Origin of the sequence: Variovorax sp. E3, assembly GCF_016082275.1 — a bacterium.
Taxonomy (GTDB): domain Bacteria; phylum Pseudomonadota; class Gammaproteobacteria; order Burkholderiales; family Burkholderiaceae_C; genus Variovorax.
In genome coordinates, this window is the sequence record NZ_MOWM01000173.1 from 1 (window position 1) to 15007 (window position 15007).

The window sequence follows — 15007 nt, forward strand, 5'->3', positions numbered from 1 at the left end:
CCGGGGTTGCGCGACGCCCGGAAGCGTCGCCGCCCCCTGGCCGGCCGCAGGGCGCCCCCTGGCCGGCCGCAGGGCGCCCCCTGGCCGCCACCGTGCGCCACGCCCTGGGCATGAAGACCAGCATCAGCGACGCGACGAGCGCGGCGCTGCCCAGCGTGTAGAGCCCGGCCGCCGAGCCCCCGTGGTTCTGCTCGACGTAGGTGCGCAGGTTCGGCGCGACGAAGCCGCCGAGGTTGCCGATGGAGTTCACGAGCGCAATGCCGGTCGCGATGCCGAGCCCCGACAGGCGCTCCGACAGGAACGCATAGAAGATCGGCGTGCCCGACAGGTAGGTGGACGCGCCGATCGACAGCGCCGCGATGGCGAACACCGGCGAGCCGTGCGCCGACAGGCACACGCACACGCCGAAGATGGCGTACAGCGAGGCCACCGTCGCGCGGCGGCGCTCGTGGTGCCGGTCCGACCAGCGCGTGACGAAGTAGACGACGAACAGCGCCAGCAGCCACGGAATGCTGGTGACGAAGCCCACCATCAGCCCGATCTTCTGGCCCATGATCTGCGCCACCTGGCTCGGCAGGTAGAAGATCAGGCCGTAGGCCGCGATCTGCACGATGAAGAAATTCGCCGCGAAGAACATGACCTGCGGATTGCGCAGCGTCTGCATCACCGTGTGCGGGCTGGCGACCGACTTGTCGGCGGCCTCCTGGTCGAGCACCGCCTGCAGGGCGTCCTGCTCCCGCGGCGTGAGCCACTTCGCAGTATGGGGCCGGTCGACGATCACGAAGAACGCGACGATGCCGACCACCACCGCCATCGCGCCTTCGATCAGGAACATCCACTCCCAGCCCTTCAGCCCGCCGATGCCGTGCATGTCGAGCAGCGCGCCCGACACCAGCCCGCCGATGACCAGCGCGCCCGCGAAGCCGAACAGCAGGATGCCGTTGGCCTGCGCGCGCACCTTCACCGGGAACCAGTAGGTCAGCGTCAGCAGCACGCCCGGGTAGAAGCCGGCCTCCGCGATGCCCAGCAGGAAGCGCAGCACGTAGAACGACATCTCCGACGTGGCGAACATCATGGCCGAGGCCACCAGTCCCCACGTGACCATGATCCGGCACAGCCAGATGCGCGGCCCGACACGCGAAAGAATCACGTTGCTCGGCACCTCGAAGATGGCGTAGCTGACGAAGAAGATGCCGGCGCCCAGCGCGAAGGCGCTGTCGCTGATGCCGGTGTCGACCTGCAGCGCGCTCTTGGCGAACCCGACGTTGACACGGTCCAGGATCGACATGATGTACATGACGATCAGCATCGGCAGCAGGCGCCATCGCGCCTTGCGCACGGCGCCGCTGACCAACTCGCTGTAATGACTCATTTTTTTGTCTCCTCGCAACAGAAATCGCAATGGTGGTGGCGGGCTGGCGCTAGCCCCGGGCGACCGGTCCCGCGACCGGGTTCGTCACGCTGCCCACGCCCTGGATCTCGACCGTTACCACCTCGCCCCTCTTGAGGAAGCGGGGCGGCTTCAGGCCCAGCCCCACGCCGGCCGGCGTGCCCGTCAGGATCAGGTCGCCGGGCTCGAGCGTGATGGCGCGCGACAGGTACGCGACCAGGAAGGCCACCGGGAAAATCATCTCGCGCGTGTTGGACGACTGCACGGCCTCGCCGTCGACCAAGCAGCGGATGTCCAGCGCCTGCACGTCGGCGATCTCGTCGCGCGTCACCAGCGTGGAGGCCAGCGGGCAGAAGCCGTCGAGCGACTTGCCGCGCACCCATTGCGCCTCGCCCAGCTGCACGTCGCGCGCGGACACGTCGTTGGCCGCCACGTAGCCGAACACGTGCGACAGCGCATCGGCCTCGCTCACGCCCCTGGCGCGGCGCCCGATGACCACGCCGAGCTCGGCCTCCCAGTCGACCTTGTCGGTGAAGCCCTCGGGCCAGCTCAGCGCATCGCCGTCGGCCGCGAGCGTGTTGGTGAACTTGGCGAAGATGACGGGCTTGTCGGGAATCGCGAGGCCGGTCTCGATGCAGTGGTCGCGGTAATTGGCGCCCACGCAGATGATGTTGCGCGGCACCAGCGGAATCTCGGGCCGCACGCCGGCCAGCGGCACCGGCTCGCCGGCGTCGTGCCATTCGTCTCCCTCGACGATGCGCTGCAATGTCGCCGCGTCGACGAGCTGCAGCATCTCCCCCTTGGCATATCCCACGCGCAGGCCGTCCTGCGTTTGCACTGTCATCCACTTCATGGTCGGTTCCGGTCAGTTTGAAAAAAATCGATGGGCGAAGGGCATCGCCGCGTTCAGTGATTGCGGCGCGGGATGCCGCCGGTCTGCGCCACGCGCTGGTACTTGACGGCGGGCTTGAGCACCATGCCCTCGGACAGGGTGTCGACCATCGCGCGCTGGATCTCCTGCCACGGCGTCTGGCTCTTGGGTATCGGGTAGCCGCCCTGCGCCTGGAGCTCGCGCGCCCGGGCCTGCAGCGTCTCGTCGCTCACGAGCATGTTCACGGTGCGGTTCTTCAGGTCGACGCGCACCTCGTCGCCCGTCCGCAGCAGGGCCAGGCCCGCGCCCGCGGCGGCTTCGGGCGAGGCGTTCAGGATCGACGGCGAACCCGACGTGCCCGACTGCCGCCCGTCGCCCACGCAAGGCAGCGCGGAGACACCGCTCTTGAGCAGGTGCGCCGGCGCGCGCATGTTCACCACTTCGGACGACCCGGGGTGCCCGATGGGGCCGACGCCGCGCATGAACAGGATGCAGCGCGCGTCGATGTCCAGCGACGGGTCTTCGATGCGGCGCTCGTAGTCTTCCGGGCCGTCGAACACGATGGCGCGGCCGACGAAGGCATCGGGGTCGCCGGGCGCGTCGAGGTAGCGCGCGCGGAACTCGTCGGAGATCACGCTGGTCTTCATGATCGCGCTGTCGAACAGGTTGCCCGACATCACCAGGAAGCCGGCGTTCTCGCGCAGCGGCTGCTCGAAGGGGCGGATCACGTCGACGTCTTTCACCTGCGCGTCGGCACAGTTGGCGGCCAGGGTCTTGCCGTTGACCGTGAGCGCGTCCTCGCGGATCAGGCCGTGGCGGTGCAGCTGCGCCACCACGGCCGGCACGCCGCCCGCGCGGTAGAACTCTTCGCCCAGGTACTTGCCGGCGGGCTGCATGTCCAGCAGCAGCGGCACGTCCAGCCCCACCGTTTCCCAGTCTTGAATGTCCAGCGCGACGCCCGCGTGCTTGGCGACGGCGATCAGGTGGATGGGCGCGTTGGTCGACCCGCCGATGGCCGTGTTGACCACGATCGCGTTCTCGAACGCCGAGCGCGTGAGGATGTCCGAGGGCTTGAGGTCTTCGCGCACCATGTCGACGATGCGCCGACCCGTCTCGTAGGCGATCTGCCCGCGTTCGCGGTACGGGGCGGGAATGGCCGCGCAGCCGGGCAGGCTCATGCCCAGGGCTTCCGCCAGCGCGTTCATCGTGGAGGCCGTGCCCATCACGTTGCAATGCCCGATGGACGGCACCGTGGAGCCCACCAGGTCGATGTAGCCCGGAAAGTCGATGCTGCCCTTGGCGAACAGCTCGCGTGCCTTGAAGAGCGTGGTGCCGGTGCCCGTGCGCTGCCCTTCGTGCCAGCCGTTGAGCATCGGGCCGCCTGACAGGATGATGGCGGGAATGTTGGCGGTGGCCGCGGCCATGAGCGCGGCGGGCGTTGTCTTGTCGCAGCCGGTGGTGAGCACCACGCCGTCGATCGGGTAGCCGGTCAGCACCTCGACCAGCCCCAGGTAGGCCAGGTTGCGGTCCAGCGCGGCCGTGGGGCGGCGGCCGTTCTCCTGGATCGGGTGCATCGGGAACTCCATGGCAACGCCGCCCATCTCGCGGATGCCGTCGCGCACGCGCTGCGCGAGTTCGCGGTGGTGCCGGTTGCAGGGCGTCAGGTCGGAGCCGCTTTGCGCGATGGCGATGATGGGCTTGCCGGACTGCAGCTCTTCGCGGGTGAGCCCGTAGTTCAGGTACCAGGCGAGATGGAGCACCGAGAGCTCGCTGTGCTCGGGGTTGTTGAACCACGCGGCGGAGCGAAGGGGGCGGTCGGTCATGGGGCTTTCTTTCGGAGGTTGCGGGACGGAAGGCGCGTGACGACACCGGCCGCCCGCTCGCGGCGGGAGCAAAGGCAGTCACGGTCGACGGAAGGGTCCGGATCGGCGTGGCACGGCGCGCGCTGGCCGTGTGGCGTCACCGGCGGGCTAGAAGCGGCGCGAGGGCGGCAATGGCGATGTCATGGGGTGTCTCCAACGGTTCTTTTTCTGTGGGCCCGAGCATAGGCAGGCGGGCCATCGCACGCCAATGAGATCGGTTGAGGATCGATATAAGCGGCGCAAATACCCACGGCGAAAGCCGGCTCCCGCACCCCGCTTCTAGAATGCCCCGGTGAGCGCCCTCCCCACTTCCATCCCCCCCGTCACCCAACGCCGCCCCATCCGCGAGCTGCCCGACGAGCTGATCAGCCAGATCGCCGCCGGCGAAGTGGTCGAGCGGCCGGCCTCGGTGGTGCGCGAGCTGCTGGACAACGCGCTGGACGCGGGCGCCCGGCAGATCACGGTGCGACTGGCCTCGGGCGGCGTGCGGCTGATTTCCGTCGAGGACGACGGGCTGGGCATTCCGCGCGAGGAACTCACGGTGGCGCTGCGCCGCCATGCGACCAGCAAGATCGCCAGCCTGAACGACCTCGAGACGGTGGGCACGATGGGCTTTCGCGGCGAGGCGCTCGCGGCCATCAACGCGATTGCCGAGTTCAGCATTCTTTCGCGCTTCACCGGCGCCGACACGGCCTTCTCGCTCGACGGGCGCACCGGCGAGCTGCGGCCGGTGGCGCGCGCCACCGGCACCACGGTGGAAGTGCGCGAGCTGTTCTTCGCGACGCCCGCGCGCCGCAAGTTCCTCAAGACCGACGCCACCGAGCTGGCCCACTGCATCGAGGCGGTGCGCCGCCACGCGCTGGCGCGCCCCGAGGTGGGCTTTTCGATCTGGCACGACGGCAAGCTGGTGGAGCAATGGCGCGCCGCCGACGCGCGCGAGCAGCGGCTGGCCGACGCGCTGAGCGACGACTTCGTGGCGCAGAGCGTGGCGGTCGACCGCACCGGCGGCCCGGTGCGCGTGGCCGGGCGCGTGGGCATTCCCGACGCGGCGCGCTCGCGCGGCGACCAGCAGTTCTTCTACGTCAACGGCCGCTTCGTGCGCGACAAGGTGCTGTCGCACGCCGTGCGCAGCGCCTACGAAGACGTGCTGCACGGCCACCGCCAGCCGATCTACGCGCTGTACCTGGAAATCGATCCGGCGCGCGTGGACGTGAACGTGCACCCGACCAAGATCGAGGTGCGCTTTCGCGACGGGCGAGAGATCCACCAGGCCGTGCGCCACGCCATCGAGGACGCGCTGGCCGCGCCCCGCGCCGGCGACGCCGTGGCCCCGTCGGGCGCGGCGCAGCCCTTCTTCAAGCAGACCCCGCTGCCGCCAAGCGCCAGCTGGGCGCAGCCCGCGATCAATTTCGTCGCACAAGAGCGCGGCGCCGGCGATTTCGAGGCGATGTGGCCCCGCCGCACCGAGCAACTGGGGCACGAGCCGGCTTCCGCGCCCTCGCAATGGCCGCTGAGCGGCGCGGCGCCCATGACCTTCCGCGCGCCCGTCGGCCTGCCGCCGGGCCCGAACCCGAGCCCCGACTCCGGCGAAGACGCCGCTGCCGCCCCCACGCCCCTGGCCACCAACGAAGACGCCTGGCCGCTGGGCCGCGCGCTGGCCCAGCTGCAGGGCATCTACATCCTGGCCGAGAACAGCCAGGGCCTGGTGGTGGTCGACATGCACGCGGCGCACGAGCGCATCGTCTACGAGCGGCTGAAGACGCAGCTCGACGGCGCCGCCATCAGCAGCCAGCCGCTGCTGATTCCGGCCACTTTCGCGGCCACGCCGCAGGAAGTGGCCACGGCCGAGGCCTGCGCGGCGGTGCTGCCGACGCTGGGCCTGGAAATCACCCCCTTCTCGCCGCGCACGCTCGCGGTGCGCGCCGTGCCCGGAACGCTGGCGGACGGCGACCCGGTGGAGCTGGCGCGCAGCGTTCTGGCCGAGCTGGGCCAGCACGACGCAAGCACCGTGGTGCAGCGTGCGCAGAACGAATTGCTGTCCACCATGGCCTGCCACGGGGCCGTGCGGGCCAACCGCAAGCTCACCATCGACGAGATGAACGCACTGTTACGCCAGATGGAGGCGACCGAGCGTTCGGACCAGTGCAACCACGGCCGGCCGACCTGGCGCCAGCTGTCGATTCGCGAGCTGGATTCGCTTTTCATGCGCGGCCGATAGCCCAAACGGCGGTTTTCAGCGGGTTTTCAAGGGGTTTTCACGGTCATCCGTGCGGCGGGCACGCACGTTGCATAGGTTCGTCAAAGCGCCAGCGAGCGTTGTTTCAGGGGGTTACCGGGGCGCAATGTCGGCGTGCCGCGGTAAGCGCGAGGTGAACTTTTCCGCCGACTTCGCTGTCCCTCAACCCCATGATGAAACGCTGGCCCCTCCTCGCGTCAATCTTTTCGCTTTGCGCCCTGCTGGCGGCCGGTTGCTCGACGCTCGACGAACAACAGCGCGAATGGATCTTCCAGCCCAGCGACCGCAGCTGGGGCAACACCGCGTCCATGGCCCAGGGCATGGAAGACGTGTGGATCGACTTCCAGTCATCCCTGACCGGCGAGCCCGCGCGCCTGCACGGCCTGTGGCTGGGCGGCGCGCCCGAAACCACCGACACCCCGGTCATGCTGTACCTGCACGGCGCGCGCTACAACGTGGCCGGCTCGGCGCCGCGCATCCAGCGCATGCACGAGCTGGGCTTTTCGGTGCTGGCCATCGACTACCGCGGCTTCGGGAAGAGCTCCAAGGGCCTGCCCTCCGAGGAATCGGCCCGCGAGGACGCCCGCGCCGCCTGGACCTGGCTGGCCGCGCGCCACCCCCGGCAGCACCGCTACATCTTCGGCCACTCGCTGGGCGGCGCCATCGGCATCGACCTGGCGGCGCATGTGAACGACGAAAGCGGCGTGATCGTGGAAAGCACCTTCACCTCCATCGCCGACGTGGTCAGCGGCTTCAAGTGGGGCTGGCTGCCCTTCGGCCCCCTCATCACGCAGCGTTTCGAGGCCATCAACACGGTCAAGAAGATCAGCGCGCCGCTGCTGGTGGTGCACGGCACCGCCGACAGCCTGATCAACCCCACGCTGGGCCGCAAGCTGTATGACGCGGCCACGGTGCCCAAGCTGTTCGTGCTGGTCGAGGGCGGCTCGCACCACGACACCAACTCGGTGGGCGAGGCGCAGTACCGCGCGGCGCTGTCGCAGCTGTTCCGCATGAAGCCGGAGAGCACGCTGGCCAGCAACGCCGGCCCGCAGCGCCCGACGCCCCGGCTCGCGCCGCCGGCCGGGGCGGTGCCGGCGCTGCCGCACGACGTGCGCGGCGCCGCGCCGTCAGAGGTGCCCGCGGCCATCTGACTGACCCCGCATTCGGCCCGCGCGACCTGGGGCCACCCTGCCGCCCGAAGGCGACGGGCCCGCGCCATTTGCTACGCTCGGCGCACCATGTCTCCCAGCTTCGCGGCCCACGCGGCCATCTCTTCGGCATCCCCCGCTCCATCGGGCTGCGTCCCTCTCCCCGATTCCCCGCGCTACGTGGCCCTCGCCGGCCCCACCGCGTCCGGCAAGACCGCCGTGGCGCTGGCCATGGCCATGGTCCGGCCCGTCGAGATCGTCAGCGTCGACTCGGCGCTGGTCTACCGCGGCATGGACATCGGCACCGCCAAGCCCACCGCCGAAGAGCGCGCCGCCGTGCCGCACCACCTGATCGACATCCTCGATGCGCGCGAGAGCTACAGCGCCGCCGCCTTCGTGGCCGATGCCACCCGCCTCATCGACGAGATTCGCGCGCGCGGCGCGCTGCCGCTGCTGGTGGGCGGCACCATGCTGTACTTCAAGGCGCTGTTCGACGGCATCGACGCCATGCCCGCGGCCGACGCCGCCGTGCGCGCGCGCATCGACGCCGAGGCCGCCACGCTCGGCTGGCCCGCCATGCACGCCAAACTCGCGCAGGTCGATGCGGTCACGGCCGCGCGGCTCGCGCCGCAAGACAGCCAGCGCATCCAGCGCGCGCTCGAGGTCTGGGAAAGCAGCGGCCAGCCGCTGTCGAGCTTTCATGCGAGCGACAACAAGACCGCCAGGCCCGTCGAGGGCGGGCTGCTGTTTTCGCTCGAGCCCGCCAACCGCGCATGGCTGCATGCACGCATCGCCGAACGCTTCGACGCCATGCTGGCGGCCGGCTTTCTCGACGAGGTGAAGGCGCTGCGCGCGCGCGGCGACCTGTCGACCGACCTGCCCTCGATGCGCTGCGTGGGCTACCGCCAGGCCTGGGAAATGCTCGATGCCTGCGGTGCCTCACAGCCCGACGGCAGGGCCATGGCCGACCTGCGCGAACGCGGCATCGCCGCCACGCGCCAGCTCGCCAAGCGGCAGGTCACGTGGCTGCGCAGCATGCCGCAGCGCACCGTGATCGCCTGCGACGCGCCCTACGCGGTGCAGAACGCCGTTCAACTGATTGCAAAGGCCACGAGCCCCGGATGACGCTGCGCATTTCCAACCTCGGCAAGCACTACGGCGAGTCGCCGGTCTTCGAAAACGTGACGCTGGCCGTCGAGCCCGGCGAGTTCGTCGCCATCGTCGGCGAGTCGGGTGTCGGCAAGTCGACCTTGCTCAACTGCATGGCCGGCCTGGACAGCTGGGACCAGGGCACGGTCACGCACGACGGCACCGACATCGGCGCGCTCGACGGCGAGGCCTGCGCGCTCTGGCGCCGCCGCCACGTGGGCTTCGTGTTCCAGGCCTTCCACGTGCTGCCGCACCTGGACGTGGCGCAGAACGTGGCGCTGCCGCTGATGCTGCTGGGCCAGCAGCAGCGCGACGACGCCCGCGTGGCGCGCATGCTCGAATCGGTGGGCCTGCCCGGCATGGGCGCGCGGCTGCCGCAAACGCTGTCGGGCGGCCAGTTGCAGCGCGTGGCCATCGCACGCGCGCTGGTGCACCGCCCCGCCCTGCTGCTGGCCGACGAGCCCACGGGCAACCTCGACCCGACCACGGCAGCGAAGGTGATGGAGCTGCTGATCGGCCAGACCCGCGAGCACGGCGCGTCGCTGGTGCTGGTGACCCACTCCGAAAGCGCGGCGGCCCGCGCGGACCGCCTGCTGCACCTCACGGCCAGCGGGATCCGCGCCTAGCCCGAACAACTCAGGACGACAGCAGCGCCGCGTAGCGCGACAGGTCGACGTTGCCGCCGCTGATCACGATGCCCACGCGCTGGCCCGCGATGGCCTTGCTCGCGGCAATCGCGCCCGCGAAGGCCAGGCAGCCGGTCGGCTCCACCACCATCTTCATGCGCTCGGCGAAGAAGCGCATGGCGTCGACCAGCTGCGCGTCGGTCACGGTGAAGATGTCGTCCACGTCGCGGCGGATGATGCCGAAGGTGTACTCGCCCAGGTACTGCGTCTGCGCGCCGTCGGCAATGGTCTTGGGCGTTTCGATGCGCACGATCTTGCCCGTGCGCAACGACTGCTGGCCGTCGTTGCCGGCCTCGGGCTCGACACCGTAGACCTTGCAATCCGGCGCCAGCGCGCGCGCCGACAGCGCCGAGCCCGACAGCAGCCCGCCGCCGCCGAGGCACACGAACAGGTGGTCCAGAGGCCCGGTTTCCTCGATCAGCTCCTTCACCGCCGTGCCCTGGCCGGTGAGCACGTCGGGGTGGTCGTAGGGCGGAATCATCGTCATGCCGCGCTCCTGCGCAAGCCGCTTCGTCAGCGCCTCGCGGTCTTCGGTGAAGCGGTCGTACATCACGACTTCGGCGCCGTAGCCCTGCGTGGCCGCGACCTTGGCGGCCGGTGCGTCCTTGGGCATGACGATCACGGCGGGCATCGACAGCAGGCGCGCCGACAACGCGATGGCCTGCGCATGGTTGCCCGACGAGAAGGCGATGACGCCGCCCTTGCGCTGCGTGGCGTCGAACTTCGACAGCGCATTGAACGCACCGCGGAACTTGAACGCGCCCATGCGCTGGAAGTTCTCGCACTTGAAGAAGAAGCTGGCACCCCAGCGCGCGTCGGCGGTGGTCGAGCGCAGCACGGGCGTGCGGTGGGCATGGCCCTGGAGCCGCGCGGCCGCGGCAATGACGTCGTCGTAGGTAGGTAGTTGCATGGCGTTATCTTGACGGAAAAATTCGGGCGGCCGTGTCGAGGGCCTTGCGGCTCAGGGTAAAGCCCCGGATGCGTCGCGGCCCCGAATTTTGTACTCTGTATACAGAGTTCAGATTCGGAGCCCGCCCATGCCAGCCCAGCTCGTCAGCATCGAAGTCGCCCCCGACCTCGTCGACCAGGTGCATCGCGCCCTGCTTGGCGCCATCAGCAGCGGCACGCTCGCGCCGGGCGAGCGCATCACGCAGGAGGACATCGCGCAGCGGCTGTCGGTGTCGCGCCAGCCCGTGCTGCAGGCGCTGCGGCTGCTCAAGAAAGACGGCTTCGTGCTCGACGCGCCGGGCCGTGGCGTACTGGTCGCGCCGCTCGAAGCCGAGGCGATGCGCAAGGTCTACCAGGTGCGCGGCGCGCTCGACGCACTGGCCGCGCGGCTCGCGGCGCAGCAGCGCTTTCGCATCGACCCCAAGCTCATCGAGCGCGGCCGGCGTGCCGCGCGCGGACGCAACGTGGAAGCCATGCTCGACGCCGACGTGGCCTTTCACCAGGCCATCTACGAGGCCTCGGGCAATCCGCTGATCGGCCAGAGCGCCGACCCGCACTGGCGCCACCTGCGCCGCGCCATGGGCGCGGTGCTGCAGGCCGAACCCCAGCGCGAATCGCTGTGGGACGAGCACGAGGCCATCGCCGAGGCCATTGCCGCCGGCAACGCCGAGCGCGCCGCGCGCCTGAGCGAAGAACATGTCTCGCGGGCCAGCGAGGCATTGAGCGAAAGGCTCGCGCAGCAAGAACAACGACAGCAGGCGCGCGCGGCCTCCCCCACCCCGCCCACCACCCCGCGAAGAAAAGGAGACAAGGCATGAAGCTGACCCCCGAGCAACGCGCGCAGTTCGAGCGCGACGGCTATCTGTTCTTCCCCGGCCATTTCTCGGCCGAGGAAACCAGGGCACTGACCGACGCGGTGCCCGACCTCTACAGCAAGCGCGAAGCCTTCAACGTGCGCGAGAAAGGCTCCGATGCCGTGCGCACGAACTTTGCCGCGCACCTCATCAGCGAGCCCTTCGCGCGGCTGGCGCGCCACCCGCGCATGGTCGGCCCGGTGCGCGACCTCTTCGACGAAGAGGTCTACATGCACCAGTTCAAGATCAACGGCAAGATGGCCTTCGAAGGCGACGTGTGGCAATGGCACCAGGACTACGGCACCTGGCTCAACGACGACCTGATGCCCACCGAGCGCGCGATGAACGTCGCGATCTTTCTGGACGAAGTGAACGAGCACAACGGCCCGCTGATGTTCATTCCGGGCAGCCACCGCAAGGGCGTGGTGGACGCCAGGCACGACCTCACGACCACCAGCTACCCGCTGTGGACGGTCGACAACGACCTGATCCGCCAGTTGGTCGACCGCGCGGGCGGGCGGCACGGCGGCATCGTCTCGCCCAAGGGGCCGGCCGGTTCGATGATCCTGTTCCACAGCTGCCTGGTGCATGCGTCGGGCAGCAACCTGTCGCCCTTCAACCGCGTGGCCGTGTACCTGAGCCTGTGCGCGGTCAGCAACCACATCCGCCGCCACAAGCGGCCCGAATACATCGCGCACCGGGACTTCACGCCCATCGAGATGCTGCCCGACGACTGCCTGCTGAAGCCCTACCCGGTCGATGTGCCGTGGAAGCACGGCCTGCCCGAGAGCGCGCTGCGCACCTCGCTCGACGTGCGCGATGCCCACGCCACGGTGGAGGCCTGAACGACATGAGCCTTCATTCCCGCCTGCAGCAACGCGCCGCCGAAGGCCGCCCCGTGCGCATCGGCCTGATCGGCGCCGGCAAGTTCGGCGCCATGTACCTCGCACAGATTCCGCGCACGCCCGGCGTGCAGCTGGTGGCCATTGCCGACCTGTCGCCCGACGCGGCCCGCGTCAACCTCGAACGCGTGGGCTGGCAAGCCGGGCGCGCCGACGCCGGCTCGGTGCAGGAGGCGCTGAAGCACGGCACCACCTGGATCACCGACGACTGGCAGGCCGTGACGCGCGAGCCGGGCATCGACATCGTGGTCGAGTGCACCGGCAACCCCATCGCGGCCGTGGACCACTGCCTCGATGCCTTCGCGAACGGCAAGCACGTGGTGAACGTGACGGTCGAGGCCGACGCCTTCTGCGGCCCGCTGCTCGCGCGCCGGGCGCAGCAGGCCGGCGTGGTCTATTCGCTGGCCTTCGGCGACCAGCCCGCGCTGATCTGCGACCTGGTCGACTGGGCGCGCACCTGCGGCTTTCCGGTGGTGGCGGCCGGGCGCGGCCACAAGTGGCTGCCGCACTTCACCGAATCGACGCCCGAAACCGTCTGGGGCAACTACGGCCTCACGCCCGAGCAGGCGAAACGCGGCGGGCTCAACCCGAAGATGTTCAACAGCTTTCTCGACGGCTCCAAGCCGTCCATCGAAAGCTCGGCCGTGGCCAACGCGACCGGCCTCACGGTGCCTTCCGACGGCCTGCTCTATCCGCCCGCGAGCGTGGAAGACATTCCCTTCGTCACGCGGCCCAGGAGCGAAGGCGGCGTGCTCGAGCGCAAGGGCATGGTCGAGGTGGTCTCGTCGCTGGAGGCCGACGGCCGCAAGATCCCCTACGACATCCGCATGGGCGTGTGGGTCACGGTCGAGGCCGAGACCGACTACATCAAGAACTGCTTCGAGGAATACAACGCCCACACCGACCCCAGCGGGCGCTACTTCACGCTGTACAAGCGCTGGCACCTGATCGGGCTGGAGGTCGGCATGTCGGTGGCCAGCGTGGCGCTGCGCGGCGAGCCGACCGGCGCGGCCACCTGCTGGAACGCCGACGTGGTCGCCACCGCCAAACGCGACCTCGCGCCCGGCGAGATGCTCGACGGCGAAGGCGGCTACACCGTCTGGGGCAAGCTGCTGCCGGCCGAGCGCTCGCTGCGCCTGGGCGGCCTGCCGCTCGGCCTGGCGCACAACATCAAGCTGGTGCGCCCGGTCAAGAAGGGCCAGAGCCTGAGCTGGGCCGACGTGGCCATCGACACCTCGACCGCCGCCTACAAGCTGCGCGGGGAAATGGAGCGCATGTTCGCGCCGTCGACACAGGCCCGGGCCGCATGAACGCGTAAATGAGCCATTGCGCCCGGGCGCCATAACGGAAAAAATATTCCGCTCGGCATGTCGCATGCGTGTCGAAATGGCTGCCGGTGGGCCGTCATTGTGGTGAGCGATCCTGCTCAGCCACCTTTCCATGACGGAGAAACACCATGCAGTACATGTTGATGTTCTATCAGACCGCGGCCGAATTCGCGCAGCGCGACGACGCCTCCTCGCAGGCCTACCGCGCCAGCTGGGTCGCCTATGCCGACGCGGTGCGCCAGGCCGGCATTTCGCTCGGCGGCCACGGCCTGTTCCCGCCCATGACCGGCACCACGCTGCGCGTGCGCGGCGACAAGCGCCAGGTGCAGGACGGCCCCTTCGCCGACACCAAGGAGCAGTTGGGCGGCTACTTCGTGATCGACGTGCCCGACCTCGACGTGGCGCTCGAATGGGCGGCGCGCGCGCCCTGCGCCACCAGCGGCGGCGTGGAGATCCGCCCCGTGTTCATGGCCACGGCCGTGGCCGCATGACCACGGGCCCGGCGGCGCACCTGGCCGCCGAGCGCGCCGCGCGCGCGGCACGCGATTCGTACGGGCGGCTGCTGGCCATTCTGTCGGCCCGCACGCACGACATCGCCGCGTCCGAAGACGCGCTGGCCGACGCTTCGCGCGCGCGCTCGAACGCTGGCCCGCCGACGGCGTTCCGGCGCAGCCCGATGCCTGGCTGCTGAGCGTGGCGCGGCACCGCAAGCTCGACGCCTGGCGCCATACCCGCGTGCAGGACGAGGCCACGCAGACGCTGATGCTGCTGGCCGGCGAGCTCGACGACGCCCCCGCCGACAACGTCGCCGTGCCCGACGAGCGGCTGCGCCTGCTCTTCGTGTGCGCGCACCCGGCCATCGACGCGCCGGCGCGCGCGCCGCTCATGCTGCAGACCGTGCTCGGCCTGGATGCGGCGCGCATGGCCGGCGCCTTCCTGACCTCGCCCTCGACGCTGGGCCAGCGGCTGGTGCGCGCCAAGGCCCGCATCCGCGCGGCCGGCATTCCCTTCGAATACCCGCAGGCGCGCGAACTGCCGCAGCGGCTGCAGGACGTGCTCGACGGCATCTATGCCGCCTACGGCACCGGCTGGGACGACGTGGACGGCGCCGACGCCATTCCGCGCGGGCTGACGGCCGAAGCCATCGACCTCGGGCGCATCCTCTGCGGCCTGATGCCCGGCGAGCCCGAGCCGCTGGGCCTGCTCGCGCTGATGCTGTTCTGCGAGGCGCGCATGGCGGCGCGGCGCAACGACGCGGGCGCGTACGTGCCGCTCGACCAGCAGGACATCACGCGCTGGAACCACGAACAACTGGCCGAAGCCGAGCATCACCTGCGGCAGGCGTCGTCGATGCAGTCGCTGGGCGCCTACCAGCTGGAGGCCGCCATCCAGTCGGCGCACTGCGAGCGCCGCGCCGGCGCGCCCGTGCCGCCTGAAACCCTGGTGTCGCTGTACGAAGGCCTGCTGGCCCTGCGGCCCAGCATCGGCGCGCAGGTCAGCCGGGCTTGCGCGCTGGCCAACGCACGCGGGCCGGAAGTCGGCCTGCAGGCGCTCGACGCCATTGCGGCCAACGAGGTCACCAGCTACCAGCCCTTCTGGGCCGCGCGCGCCCACCTGCTCGCGGCCGGCGGCG

At 70.1% G+C, this 15007-nt stretch carries 14 protein-coding genes; 10 read left to right on the forward strand and 4 right to left on the reverse strand.

Translation table 11 applies throughout. The annotated features are described in order from the left end of the window. The 3 genes from BMG07_RS35010 to BMG07_RS35020 form a co-directional block, all read right to left on the reverse strand. Positions 1-1372: MFS transporter (locus BMG07_RS35010; protein WP_198088366.1), on the reverse strand; the 1372-nt coding region annotated here is incomplete at its 3' end. Between the two features lie 49 nt (positions 1373-1421). After that, positions 1422-2243, reverse strand: coding sequence for a fumarylacetoacetate hydrolase family protein (locus tag BMG07_RS35015; RefSeq protein WP_198088367.1), 822 nt, complete (start codon positions 2241-2243; stop codon positions 1422-1424). Between the two features lie 53 nt (positions 2244-2296). Further along, positions 2297-4084: an IlvD/Edd family dehydratase gene (locus tag BMG07_RS35020; RefSeq protein ID WP_198088368.1), complete on the reverse strand. Its 1788-nt coding sequence runs from the start codon at positions 4082-4084 to the stop codon at positions 2297-2299. A 331-nt stretch (positions 4085-4415) separates the two neighbouring features. Here BMG07_RS35020 and mutL point away from each other — a divergent pair, with 331 nt between their 5' ends. The 4 genes from mutL (at position 4416) to BMG07_RS35040 (ending at position 9282) form a co-directional block, all read left to right on the forward strand. After that, positions 4416-6341 (forward strand): DNA mismatch repair endonuclease MutL, encoded by a 1926-nt coding sequence (gene mutL / locus BMG07_RS35025; protein WP_198088369.1) that lies wholly within the window; start codon positions 4416-4418, stop codon positions 6339-6341. A gap of 191 nt (positions 6342-6532) precedes the next feature. Then, entirely contained in the window at positions 6533-7510 is a 978-nt protein-coding gene (locus BMG07_RS35030) for an alpha/beta hydrolase (protein WP_374221357.1), read from the forward strand. Between the two features lie 117 nt (positions 7511-7627). After that, a complete protein-coding gene (miaA, locus tag BMG07_RS35035) occupies positions 7628-8632 on the forward strand; it encodes a tRNA (adenosine(37)-N6)-dimethylallyltransferase MiaA (RefSeq protein ID WP_374221358.1) in 1005 nt (334 codons plus the stop codon). Then, positions 8629-9282, forward strand: a complete 654-nt coding sequence (locus tag BMG07_RS35040) for an ABC transporter ATP-binding protein (protein WP_198088372.1) — start codon at positions 8629-8631, stop codon at positions 9280-9282. The genes miaA and BMG07_RS35040 overlap by 4 nt, the downstream gene beginning before the upstream one ends. Before the next feature lie 10 nt (positions 9283-9292). Here BMG07_RS35040 and BMG07_RS35045 read toward each other — a convergent pair whose 3' ends face one another. Continuing rightward, on the reverse strand, positions 9293-10252 hold the full coding sequence (locus BMG07_RS35045) for a threo-3-hydroxy-L-aspartate ammonia-lyase (protein WP_198088373.1): 960 nt from the start codon (positions 10250-10252) through the stop codon (positions 9293-9295). A gap of 127 nt (positions 10253-10379) precedes the next feature. Between BMG07_RS35045 and BMG07_RS35050 the strand changes: the two genes are divergently transcribed. From BMG07_RS35050 to BMG07_RS35070, 6 genes are all read left to right on the forward strand, one after another. Then, a complete protein-coding gene (locus BMG07_RS35050; protein ID WP_198088374.1) occupies positions 10380-11108 on the forward strand; it encodes a GntR family transcriptional regulator in 729 nt (242 codons plus the stop codon). Then, a complete protein-coding gene (locus BMG07_RS35055) occupies positions 11105-11989 on the forward strand; it encodes a phytanoyl-CoA dioxygenase family protein (RefSeq protein WP_198088375.1) in 885 nt (294 codons plus the stop codon). The genes BMG07_RS35050 and BMG07_RS35055 overlap by 4 nt, the downstream gene beginning before the upstream one ends. A 5-nt stretch (positions 11990-11994) precedes the next feature. Continuing rightward, positions 11995-13356 (forward strand): NAD(P)H-dependent oxidoreductase, encoded by a 1362-nt coding sequence (locus tag BMG07_RS35060; protein ID WP_198088376.1) that lies wholly within the window; start codon positions 11995-11997, stop codon positions 13354-13356. A 146-nt stretch (positions 13357-13502) separates the two neighbouring features. Continuing rightward, a complete protein-coding gene (locus BMG07_RS35065) occupies positions 13503-13865 on the forward strand; it encodes a YciI family protein (RefSeq protein WP_198088377.1) in 363 nt (120 codons plus the stop codon). Beyond that, positions 13862-14065 (forward strand): hypothetical protein, encoded by a 204-nt coding sequence (locus BMG07_RS43390; protein ID WP_269759707.1) that lies wholly within the window; start codon positions 13862-13864, stop codon positions 14063-14065. The genes BMG07_RS35065 and BMG07_RS43390 overlap by 4 nt, the downstream gene beginning before the upstream one ends. 2 nt (positions 14066-14067) lie before the next feature. Continuing rightward, the coding region (locus BMG07_RS35070; RefSeq protein ID WP_269759708.1) for an RNA polymerase sigma factor at positions 14068-15007 on the forward strand (940 nt) is incomplete at its 3' end.